An 11,953-nucleotide genomic window follows, 5' to 3' on the forward strand; every position below is an offset into this window, starting at 1 on the left:
TAGCGCCGGTTACATCTGAAACTCAGGCAAACGCGCAACCAGTCCATCCATCGCATCCGTTGCGATGATCTGGCAGGACAAACGGGAAGTAACCGCTCTATCCGGCGTCATATCCAACATCTGCAACTCCTCATCGCTGGCTTTGCCTGTGGCGGCAACCCAATCGCCACCAACGATCACGTGGCAGGTGCCACAGGCCGCTTCACCGCCGCAGTCTGCATCAATGCCCGGCACGCCGTTATCCATGGCTATCTGCATCAGCGATTTACCCGCTTCTATTTCAACAGCGTGTTCTGCACCGTCGTGTTCGATGAATGTAATACTGCCCATATAGCGCTCCATAAAACCGGTTGATCGTATGGCCACCTGCAATTCAGGCGACGGGTACAGACATACCTTCTTGTCCGACAGCACCAGACTAGGCAATCACCGCCCGGTAAAAGAGGTCATTTTTTGACATCGCAGGGTCATTTAAAGACACTGTGTTTTTGAGGCGCTCACTGGAAAGGCGAAATGAAATGAAGAATAAACTGCAGGCCACAGGCCAAACGGTGGGACATTCCGCCTGCATACCCCCGAATTATTCTCGCCTGATCGCCCGGGTATTGGGCCTGCAAGCAAGGGAGCTGCCCACCCTGCTCGCGCAGACGGGCCTCTCAGTGGATCAGCTGATGCAGGACGACACCCTGCTCACATCCAGCCAGCAAATGCAGATACTGCAAAACGCCTTGCGGATGACTGACGATGAGCTATTCGGCTTGCGCATTGGGCAATGCCTGACGCCAACCACCCACGGAGCCATGGGTTTTCTGGCCAGCAGTAGCCCCAATCTGTTGATCGCGCTTAAGGCTTTCGAGACTTACCTTCCCACCCGAGCCGACTTTTCCCACCTGGAGTTGAAGCGCAGCGAGTACTACTGGGAGTGCTATTGCTACTTTGATATGGCGCTTGATGCGGATGTGCACCGGGTTATTTCGGAAGCCTACGCATCCATTCTTTTTCAGTGTGCAGAGTTCATTATCGGGCAACCAGTTGAAGGCGCGCGCACCTGTTTCTCCTTTGCGGAGCCTGATTACAGCCAGTGTTATGCTGAATTCCTGCCTGGTGGCGTAGAGTTTTCTTCTCCGGAGTTGGTACTGAAGATCCCAGCACATCTGTGCGATATCCCAAACGCTGCGGCAAATAATGAAAACTATTCACTGGCACTGCGACAGTGCCAATCAATGCTGCAGAAACTACCGCTCAAAACCAACAACTGGACCCATCGCCTGCAAAAGCTGATGCTTTCGCAGCCTCCGGGGGTGCTCAGCGAAGAAGAAGCGGCAGCCATGATGTTCATCAGCAAGCGCACCCTGGCCCGAAGGCTGGAACTGGAGGGTCGCAGCTTTCGGAGCATTCGCGATGAGATACTGTCGCAGCAGGCCAGTAGTTATCTGCGCAGCAGCACTATGTCGGTGGATGCGATTGCGGCCGTCCTCAGCTACCATGACAGCTCCAATTTTCGGCGAGCCTTCAAACGCTGGTTTCAGCTAACGCCGGATCAGTACCGAAAGCAGGCAAAATCCCAATCTCATGATTAACAAACCCCGTCCCCAGCAAGCCCGAAACGCCATAATGATGTTTGTAGGCATGATGCTGGTCGCCCTCAACCTGAGGCCAGCGCTGACCAGCGTTGGGCCGATTTTGAAGACTATTGGCGATAGCCTGCCGCTGTCGTCTGTTGGCCAAGGCGTACTCACAACCCTCCCGGTATTACTGCTGGGCCTGGCAGCGCCGATTGCCCCGCGTGCAGCGCGTAAACTCGGAATGGAACGCTCCGTGTTGCTGGTTCTCATTACTCTGGGCCTGGCCATTGTTGCGCGCCCCTATCTGGGGGTAAGTGGCTTGTTTCTGGGCACGGCAGTGGCCGGCGGCTGCATCGGCATTATAAGTGTTTTGCTGCCGGGGATCGTGAAGCGCGACTTCCCCGAATCCGCCAGCCTGATGACCGGCATATACACTGCCACCTTGTGCGCAGGTGCCGCCATAGCGGCTGGCTCTACCGAGCCACTGCGCATGTTTTTTGATGGCAACTGGCAGCCGGCTCTGGCTATCTGGGCAATACCTGCCGTTATTGCGGCACTTGTCTGGTGGTCCCAACTCGGCGGCAAGTACGTGCCCACCGAATTACCCGCTGCCGAAAAATCACTATTCAAAGACAAGCTGGCCTGGCAAATAGCGCTTTTCATGGGCCTGCAATCCTCCCTCGCCTACACGGTATTCGGCTGGCTACCAACCATCTTGCAAGATCGGGGCGTAGAGCCGGTTCAGGCCGGGCTGGCCCTGTCGGTTTCCATTATGGTGCAGGTACCCGCAGCCATTGCCGCGCCATGGATTGCCAGCAAAATGCGCGATCAGCGCTGTATGATTATGTTGGTTATGCTTGCGACGGCGATGGGGCTTGGTGGCAGTATCTATGCGCCCATTGAGAGTGCCTGGTTATGGGTAGCGGTGCTGGGACTGGGCCAAGGCGGCTCCTTCAGTATTGCCCTTACCCTCTTGGCTGTGAGAGCACGAGATGCCCAAACCGCTGCCCGCCTGTCGGGAATGGCCCAGAGCCTGGGCTACACCATGGCCGCGATAGGCCCTTTGCTGATGGGAATTCTGCACGAACAATTCGACAGCTGGAATGTTGCCGGCGGCGTCCTTGGCCTTATTGCGCTCGGTGCTCTCATTGCCGGGCTGGGTGCCGGCCGGCAGCGGTACGTGCTTGATCAATAAATAGAGGCGCTATTGCGTGCCATCACCTCGCACGCCGAGACGGTCGAGGTACACATGCAGTTCGGCTTCGCTCATATCGACATACTCCAACACCCGCCCATAAAGCATAACGGTTGGAACGTTCCGCCCGTTCCGCTCTTTCTGGGTTTCATGGATCAGGTACAGAATAAGCCTCTCTGTGCGTGTCAGACCATCTCGCACATCCGGAATCACCTCCAAAACCTGCTGCCACTCTTCAGGGCCCATAAGCTTCCTTTATTTCACACCGAAACAGGCTCACATCCAGATCCCCTAACTGTTTGTCTTACTAGTACTTCCCGGAGACCTCAGCTAACCTGATTCTTGGTACTCAAACTCACCGCTCAACAGATCATTATATGGGAAAGATCCGGGACGCCGCAGCCCAAATAACCAAACTGCACTGGATAGTCATCTGCCTTTCCTTTCTGCTGACCGTGTCCGCCTGGCAGATCTCTTCACAGATTGCCGATGCCAGGGCTGAAGACCAGTTTGAACAACGGGTTGAACAGCTCAATGAACTGTTAATGGACCGGATGCAAAAATACGAGTTTGCGTTGATTTCCGGGGCAGGCGTAATCCGCGCAAACAACAATGCTCTCTCGCTCACCCAGTGGCGGCAATTTGCAGAGGTTCTTGCAGTGCAAGACCGATTGCCGGGGGTTCGCGGCATTGGCGTTATCAAAAGGGTGCCGGAAAGCAACCTTGAAGCCTACCTTGCAGAAGAGCGGATAGAACGTCCGGACTTTCGTGTTCACCCGCCTCACACAGGTTCGGACTATTGGCCCATCACCTACCTTGAACCTCTCGCCGGGAACGAAGCCGCCATTGGCCTTGATATGGCTCACGAATCAAACCGCTTCACTGCGGCCCAGAAAGCGATGCGCACAGGCGAAACGCAAATTACCGGACCCATAGCGCTGGTTCAGGACGATGAGAAGAAGCCAGGTTTTCTGTTTTTCCATCCCTTCTATCGCACCCAGGGCGTGCAACAACAAGACAACAGGGAAGCTGACTTCCTTGGCCTTGTGTACGCGCCCTTTCTTGTTTCCCGACTTATGGGGGGCACCCTGGCAAACACGAACCGACTGTTGCACTTTCAGATCAGTGATGGCGATCACCTGCTTTACAGCGAGTTCAGTGAAACAGCGGAAGATAACTACGATAGCTCACCCATGTTCCAGGCCTCCTACTCTCTCGATATTTATGGGCGGGAGTGGCATTTTGACGTTCAGACAACCCGGCTTTTCGACAAATACAACGCCAGCAGGCAACCCGCAGCCATTCTGGTGAGTGGTCTAATCATCAACGGGCTCATACTGTCAGCCTTCTTCCTGCTTTCCAACGCCAAACGGCGGGCCGAACAGGAAGTTATTGAGAAGACGGCTGAGTTGAACATGCAAAAGTTGGAAGCCGAGTCTGCCGTTAAAGTAAAAACCGCGTTTCTTGCCAACATGAGCCACGAAATCCGTACACCAATGAACGCCATTATCGGCATGTTGGTGCTTTTGAAAGAGGCTCGCCTCAACGACTACTCCCGCCGGCTGGTAAGCAAAGCATTCCTGGCCTCAGAAGTGTTGTTGCAGCTTTTGAATGACATTCTGGACCTGTCCAGAATTGAAGCAGACCATATCGAACTGGATTATCAGCCGTTTGAAATCGAAGCGCTGGTTCAGCGCAGCGTTGAGCTGTTCGCCATCACAGCAGAAGAGAAAGGGTTGAAACTGCGGGTAAACATTGCGCCGTCCACGCCCAGGTGTGTCACAGGCGACCTCTTGCGAATCTCCCAGATATGCACCAACCTGGTCGGGAACGCAATCAAGTTCACCCAGGAAGGTAGCGTGATTGTGAGCATCGGATTTAGCAGCACAGACGAGACCCACGGAGATCTCAAAATCACTGTGAAAGATACCGGCATCGGGATCAGAGAAGAGGACCAACAGCGGGTTTTCGAGAACTTTCGTCAAGCCGATGAATCCACCAGCCGCGTATTCGGCGGCTCGGGCCTTGGCTTGGCAATCAGCAACCATCTCGCAAAACTCATGGGCGCGACGCTCAGCCTGGAAAGCGCCGAAAACCAGGGTTCCAAGTTTACCCTGACGATCCCGGTCGCTCTGACCGAGAATGAGAAGAGCATCGGCACCCGCCATGTTACAAGCCCGATTCAAGTCTATCACTATGGCATGAACCACAACCTTTCCCTGCTGGAAGCCTACCGCGAACACTGGTCTCTGGAGCTGACGAAAGCCGCATCCTTGAATGAGATCAAGTCCCTATTGGCAGAGGGCCCTGTCGAAGGAAGTACCAAGCCTTCAATGGTGATCGTCGATATGGAGGATGTTGAAACAGAAGCAATCAAAGAGTTTGTGCAGGATTTGTTGGCAGCACCAGAGCAATACCAGATGAAGGGGCTTCTGGTGGTTGTACCTGCTGGCTTCAAACATAGCTGGATGGTTGAGTTTCAGGATGCAGGGGGGCGCACAGCCTATGAACCTCTAACTCCCTCCAAGCTATTCGAGCATCTCGCGCCAAAGCAGCTGGAAGAACACACGCTCTCATCGTCTCCTCGTCCCTTATTTCACAATCTGAGGGTACTGATTGTGGATGACGTGCAACTCAATTGCGAAATCGTTGCAAGCTACCTTAGCTCGTTTGGTGTGCAATCCGAGTCTGTCCATAACGGAGCCGACGCCATGCGGCGCCTGGAAAGCCGCCCATTCAATCTTGTTCTGATGGATCTCCATCTGGATGGTGAAACAGGGCAGGATATTGCATGCCAGATTCGAAGCCACGAAGGCATCAGCCAGCCGATCATAGCCGCGCTTTCTGCTTCAATATCCGAACACGACCGCAGCAGCGCATACAGCGTGGGTATGGACGACTACCTGACCAAGCCCGTTCTTCCCGGAGACATCCAAAGGTTGCTGCAAGCCTTCTTCAAAGACCATGCCGCTAGCGGCGAACCATTCCCCCTGGCACGAGCGGCAAGGGCGCCGGAACAAACATCCAACGTTGAACTGCCCGATTTTATATCCGCATCTGCATACCAGACTCTATTCGGAGCCGACCCCGGCCTGTTCAACCGTTGTCTGCGCAGCTTTCTGGCCAGCTCCACAGAGATGATTGCTGCTCTGGAACACTGCGTGAAGCAAAACGATCCGGCAGCGACCAAGGCCATTGCTCACAAAATTAAAGGGGCCGCGGCGAATATCGCTGACACGGAATTAGCCAAGGTTGCGGATAAGGTTGAAGAGGCCGTGGAATCGGGCAGCTCAGGACTCGGGCCGGAAATGCTTCTGACAACTCTGGCGGAGCATATTCAGCAGCTTTCTGAAATGGCCAGCGCCGCGGAATCCACAGGGCGGGCTGATATTATGACAAGCGAACCCGTGATTCAGATCATTGAACGGATGATGCAGCGACTCGCTGGCAACCGTATTGCGAGTGACGGTGACATCGAGCAGGTGTTGGAATTTCTGCACGAGAATGGCGAAACTACCCTTGCATCGCGCCTGCGCCTGGCACTTGAAACCTACAAATTTAGCGAGGCCACTGATCTGCTGTCGAAGATCAAATCTGAGGGCCGAGGCGGTTAACCTGATGAGTATAAACAGCGCACCAACGGTGCTGATCGTAGAAGATGAACCCGTAGGTATTGCCAGTCTCGTTGGCATTCTGGGGGACGCCTGCGAGCTGATCATCAGTCAGAGCCTGGCAGAAGCAAAAGAGCTACTGTCTGACGAAATAGACATAGTACTTCTCGATCTGTACCTGCCCGATGGCTCCGGGCTCGATTTCCTGAACGAGCTCAGGGCGTCTGAACGGTTTGCCTACGTGCCTGTTATCTGCATTTCTGCTTCTGATAACACTCAGGATATTGAAGAAGCCTTTCGGCATGGCGCAACAGACTATGTGCTGAAACCGTTCAATAAAACCATACTCAGCTCCAAAGTATCGACGTTCATTGACCTTAAGCGTAAAACCGACATGTTGGCAGAAGCAGCTCTTATTGACCCCTTAACCGGGGTTGGCAACAGGCGCCTGTTCAACCAACAACTTGATCTGGAGTGGCGACGAGCTTGGCGCCAGAATAACTCCGTAGGGCTGGTACTGGTCGACCTGGATCATTTCAAGCAGATCAATGATCAACATGGCCATGCCTTAGGCGATGCGTGCCTGCAAAAGCTCGCAGCTATCATGAATTTCAGTTTTGCTCGGGCTGGCGAGGTGGTTGCACGCCTCGGAGGTGACGAGTTTGTCGCACTTATACCCGGAGCCGATCTGCAAAACACCGTGCTGGCGGCAAACAACCTCATCCAGTCCGTTCGGGCCGAATTCCAGAACCGCCCAGAGTATGCGAAAACCTGCCCGTCTTTCACCATATCCGTCGGTTGCTCGGCCATTCAGCCGTCATCTTTGTCAAATGCCGCCGAGTTGGTTGAAGCCGCAGACAGGAGTCTATATGAGGCCAAGGAAGATGGAGGGCGCAACTGTGTCAGACCCTTACTTTGAATTTATCATGCAAAATGGATCAGAGCTGTTCGGGTTAAGCGGCAACCCAAAGATTCTGGTTGTTGACGATGAACCGACCAACATTCGTGTTCTGACAGATGCTCTCAACGAGGACTACGACTTGGTGGTCGCATCCAGCGCTGCTGAAGCCATGAACATTCTTGAGCAAGGCGACAAACCCCACCTGATTCTGCTGGACATCATGATGCCGGGAACGGATGGGCTCCAGATGTGTCGCGACCTGAAAGCCAGACGTGATTTGCTGCATATACCGGTTATATTTATCACAGCCCTGAGCGACTCGAAATCAGAAGAGAAAGGGTATATAGCCGGCGCCGTTGACTATATCCACAAGCCTATCCGCTTGCCTGCCGTCAGGGCGCGAGTGCGCACGCACATTTCCCTCCGGGGAATGCTTGCTCACATCACGGCTCTGAATAGAGAACTCAAAGAACAGATTGAAAAACTGGCCAACTCGGGACAACCTGGCAATAACCTGTTCGAAAGAGTCTTCATGGCAACCTCGGAAGGCATTATCCTCTTGGACGCCAACAGCGCCGTCATCGCAGTGAACTCTGCGTTTTCCCGCATTACCGGGTATTCCGAAAAAGACGTACTCAATATGAGCTACGCGAATCTGAGCAAAGATATAGATACTCAATTGAACCTGGACAGCGTCTGCAAGCATCTAACGGAGCACGACCACTGGTCTGGAGAGCTTCATAGCCGGCGCAAATCCGGCGAGCTCTACCCGGAACTCCGAACCATCAGCACCATTCGCTCAACCAACAATGATGTCACGCACTACGTTGTCGTGTTTAATGATATATCCAGTGTAAAAGAGACAGAGCAGCGGCTGGAAGAACTGAAGTGGCGCGATCCGGTTACAGGCCTTTCAAACCGGGCTCTGTTCCTGACCCAGCTTGGTACCGTGCTGAAATTCTGCACTCATGGCGGTGTATCTACCGCTGTACTCGTGGTGGATATCAATAATTTCCGCTATATCAACGAAACCTTCGGTTTTAAATGCGGTGACCTGGTGATCAGAGAGTTCGCCAAACGCCTGCGCCGCGCTGTGTTCACTGACGACTCCATAGCCAGGCTGTCTGGCGACGAATTTGGCATTGTTCTGGCCCCTAAGCAGTGGGCCATTGATGACGCGTATCGGGTTGTATTAGGGCTGTACGATCGTATCCAGAGCAGTCTGACCGAACCCATTCAAACTGACGACAACCCTGCCGTCCATGTTGAAGTTACCGTTGGTGCCGCCCTATACCCGACTGAAAGCTCAAACTCACCCTCTTCCGCGCTGCAACATGCCGAAACCGCTCACCGCAGTGCCAAAGCGGTAAATCGGCCATTCGCGATTTTTGAAGATTCCATGAGTGATCGAATTCGCCACCAGCTACAGATTGAATCGGAGTTGAAGCGGGCGCTAGAGCGGGATGAGCTGGTGCTGTATGCACAGCCTCAACTGTCTCCAGAGAGGGTTCTCTACGGGCTTGAGATTCTGGTGCGCTGGAATCACCCCGAACGCGGTCTACTGGGCCCGGGCGAATTCATCCCTCTTGCGGAAAACACCCGGCAAATTGTGAAGGTCGAGCGCTGGATTCTACGCAAATCCATGGAAAAAATGGCAGAAGTTCATAGAACCCATCCCGAGCTTCGCTGCGCCATCAACATATCGATCAAGCACTTCGCAGAAGATGATTTTGTAGCGGCTGTGGAAAACCTGTTAGCCGCGTCCGGGTTTCCGGCTGAGCTACTTACCCTGGAACTTACAGAAAGTGTTTCAGCTGACAATCTGGAAGCCGTTATCCAAAAGATGCAGGCATTGCGCAGCCTGGGGTGCACCTTCTCACTGGATGATTTTGGAACCGGCTATTCGTCGCTATCCCGCTTGCAACGCCTGCCTATATCCGAGGTCAAAATTGATCGCAGCTTCGTGCTTTTAGCTCCCAATGAGCCCATGAACGCCAACATCGTTGCAATGGTTGTGAGGATTGGCGACACCATGGGCGCTCGCGTCGTTGCGGAGGGTGTCGAAACCCAAATTCATGCAGATTTTCTCGCAACTCTGCACCCTCACGTTTGCCTACAGGGTTACTTCTTCGGCGTTCCACAGCCTATTGAAACGTTTATGGACCCGGAAGAGCCACCGTTGAGCTGACTCTTCCGGGTTTCATTTAGCCTGCGGGGCGTCCTTGATCTGGCTGGCTGTAGTCGCAAACACCATCAGGGAAGATTTCATTCAGCCTCGTAATCTCGGGTTCCGTGAATGAAACGGTTCCGTAGGTGTCGTCGTTCAATGCTGTTTCAACCGACTTTAGCGCGCACTTGAAAATACTACCCTCGATAGGGCCACCCGCCACTATCCGAGAAGTAGTGTAGGTTTCAAATTCGGCAGTACAAGCGCCATCAGGCTGGTCATCAAGAATGCCGTTCCATACGCTGTCTCCCTTGGCGATAAGAGTACCGTCCGCTTTAAAGCAGCTATCTACCGCTGCCGCCGGCTTGTTGTCGGCGATACTCAGCTCGGGATTCTCACGCATATTCATCAGCCAGTCGTGCAGCACTCCCAGCGCATCCATCGTTGGGTCTGAGCTTTTATCCGGCCTCGGTCTGTTTCCATCCGAAGTGTCGGTTGGTCTGCCGTCGGTAAACCAGATTACCTGGTTACCTGAGTCTTCCATCTTGTTGATGATGCGCTGGCGCACTGAGAAGGACTGGTGACTGTTGTGCATATCCAGCACTTCCTCCAAGTAGTGCCTCCAATCTATAACCGGAATATTGAGCTGGCCGTCGAAGACCATCCCAACGTCATAGGCCGCCTGAATCGCTAACAAATCACCCTCAGTGCGAGGTGCTGGCGCCGTACCATCGGCACTCAGGTTCATGTTGCGGGAGCTCCAGGGGTCGAACTTGGTTGGATCAGCAAAGACGTCTGCTTCCGTACCAATAAACGGAAAGCCCTCCTGCACCATTTCGGAAGGATGTTTCCATCCGCCAACCTGCGCGTTCAGCTTGAGAAACTCGGTTTTGGTGATTTTGCCATCAACCAATGCTCCGAGGCCGTACTGTACGCCAACGTTGTCGTACAGAGTACGTGGGTCGCCGTTCTCATCAACGCCGTAGATATTTCGCAGGTCGTCATAATGAGACCATTCCACAGTACCCATCACGCCGGCTGGCTCCATACGTTCCTGATTATCCGCATACCCAAACGCAGGGTTCATCACCAAAGGCGTAAGCCCACGCCAAGCCGGGATGCACTCAGTCATTCCCGGCGCGGTACTGAACCCAAGCGTTTGCTTTGCACCCGCAAATGGATCCGGGTAGTCGTCGGTGGCATTTAACCCCACCAGCCAGGAGCGGTTTTTGGTGATCTGCCACTTGGCATTGCCCTTATCGGTTACGTCCATGTAGTACTCCAGCAACTCACAGTCACCGATGTGAATGGTCTGGGTGACCATGTCGGGATAGGAGTACTGGGGCATACCTGCATCCAGCAAGTCGGGATGATTCTGAGAATAGACGTACTGTTGGATAGCGCCACCAGATCCGCCGACGGACACGGTGTACTCAGGCACACCAAAGCGCTTGATGAAGTGTTCCTTCACCATCAATGCCGTTTCGCCACCCACCTGAAGGTTGTAGTGGGTGTCTGCTTTGGTACCGGTGGAATAAATAATGGCATAACCCTTCGCAAGGGCATCTGGGCGCAACGCTCGGCTGTTGCTAACACGGCCCTGTGAATGCCCTATGGCAACGCCGCCCTGAAAGTGGAACAGCAATCGGCCGTTCCAGTTTGCAGCCGATGTGTCATCCGGCTCATCCCCGAGATTGGCAAGTGTGGCAAAGCTGTATATGAACCGATTAATGGTACCTCGCTCCTGCCGAACAACGAAATCAACAGTGCGACCGTCGGTCAGTTCAGTGGTGGCCATGTCCGCCGGCCGGGGGCCTTCACCTGGAAGCGGCACCCAATCACCATCGGTTGTGCGATAGACAAACTCCACATAGGAATCGATCGAACAATCCTTGCTCAAACCTATCTTGTTCGCATCGCTATCCATAACCGGGAAGCCGGCATCGCCCGCGGTATCTACCAAAGGCTGCTTCCCCAGCTCGGTTGTAACGGTACATACAAACGGATATTGCTGTGGACCAGAAAAGATTGGGCCGCTCACAGGGAAAGCCGTCAGAATCAGATCGCTCACTGGCCCGGATTCGCTATGGTGCAACTCCAGCCGGTTTTCACCTTCAACGAGGCCCGCTACCAGAATCTCCGGGCCATTCCGCCCTGTCCTTACTTCCGGAGTGACCATCGCACCATTAAGCCAGAATTTCAGGCTGTTCATTTCTCTGGAAACGGCTGCTACGTCTCCCTCCAGGCCAATCAGTACCGTATCGCCACTGATCTGGTCTGGAGCGCTGGAAAGACTGACAAGATCAAGATCTGGCGGGCTTGAGGAACTATTACTGGAGCCACCAAAACAACCACTGAGCAGAAACACAGATATTCCGGCAATCGCTAAAGATTGCACTATCAGGCGAGTAAGCATCGAAAATACCCTCTTGGCGTTATTATTGTTACCGAGCGTTTTATCGAAGCTGGAAGCTGGTACTACACGAAAAAGCTATGTTTTTTTCTTTTCAAGAC

The 11,953-nt window shown here is 53.7% G+C and carries 8 protein-coding genes; 5 read left to right on the top strand and 3 right to left on the bottom strand.

Annotated elements, in window-relative coordinates; translation table 11 throughout:
• Positions 1–9: 9 nt before the first annotated feature.
• Positions 10–330 (bottom strand): 2Fe-2S iron-sulfur cluster-binding protein, encoded by a 321-nt coding sequence (locus tag AADB16_RS01210; RefSeq protein ID WP_410800827.1) that lies wholly within the window; start codon positions 328–330, stop codon positions 10–12.
• 188 nt (positions 331–518) lie between these two features.
• Here AADB16_RS01210 and AADB16_RS01215 point away from each other — a divergent pair, with 188 nt between their 5' ends.
• Together AADB16_RS01215 and AADB16_RS01220 are read left to right on the top strand one after the other, a co-directional pair.
• Positions 519–1,580 (top strand): AraC family transcriptional regulator, encoded by a 1,062-nt coding sequence (locus tag AADB16_RS01215; RefSeq protein ID WP_410800829.1) that lies wholly within the window; start codon positions 519–521, stop codon positions 1,578–1,580.
• The gene (locus AADB16_RS01220) at positions 1,573–2,760 is read left to right on the top strand and encodes a CynX/NimT family MFS transporter (RefSeq protein WP_410800831.1); all 1,188 of its coding nucleotides are present in this window, start codon (positions 1,573–1,575) and stop codon (positions 2,758–2,760) included. Before AADB16_RS01215 ends, AADB16_RS01220 begins: the two co-directional genes overlap by 8 nt.
• A 9-nt stretch (positions 2,761–2,769) precedes the next feature.
• Here the strand turns inward: AADB16_RS01220 and AADB16_RS01225 are convergent, their stop codons facing one another.
• Positions 2,770–3,006, bottom strand: coding sequence for a hypothetical protein (locus AADB16_RS01225; protein WP_309043944.1), 237 nt, complete (start codon positions 3,004–3,006; stop codon positions 2,770–2,772).
• A gap of 131 nt (positions 3,007–3,137) precedes the next feature.
• Between AADB16_RS01225 and AADB16_RS01230 the strand changes: the two genes are divergently transcribed.
• From AADB16_RS01230 to AADB16_RS01240, 3 genes are read left to right on the top strand one after another with little or no spacing between them, the layout of a single operon-like run.
• Entirely contained in the window at positions 3,138–6,374 is a 3,237-nt protein-coding gene (locus AADB16_RS01230; RefSeq protein WP_410800833.1) for a CHASE domain-containing protein, read from the top strand.
• A gap of 4 nt (positions 6,375–6,378) precedes the next feature.
• Positions 6,379–7,290 (top strand): GGDEF domain-containing protein, encoded by a 912-nt coding sequence (locus tag AADB16_RS01235; protein ID WP_410800835.1) that lies wholly within the window; start codon positions 6,379–6,381, stop codon positions 7,288–7,290.
• The gene (locus AADB16_RS01240) at positions 7,241–9,460 is read left to right on the top strand and encodes a putative bifunctional diguanylate cyclase/phosphodiesterase (protein ID WP_410800837.1); all 2,220 of its coding nucleotides are present in this window, start codon (positions 7,241–7,243) and stop codon (positions 9,458–9,460) included. Before AADB16_RS01235 ends, AADB16_RS01240 begins: the two co-directional genes overlap by 50 nt.
• 16 nt (positions 9,461–9,476) lie before the next feature.
• Here AADB16_RS01240 and AADB16_RS01245 read toward each other — a convergent pair whose 3' ends face one another.
• Positions 9,477–11,855, bottom strand: a complete 2,379-nt coding sequence (locus AADB16_RS01245; RefSeq protein ID WP_410800839.1) for a DUF6351 family protein — start codon at positions 11,853–11,855, stop codon at positions 9,477–9,479.
• Between the last annotated feature and the right edge of the window lie 98 nt (positions 11,856–11,953).

This window comes from Marinobacter sp. KMM 10035 (assembly GCF_046537445.1).
Classification (GTDB): domain Bacteria; phylum Pseudomonadota; class Gammaproteobacteria; order Pseudomonadales; family Oleiphilaceae; genus Marinobacter; species Marinobacter sediminicola.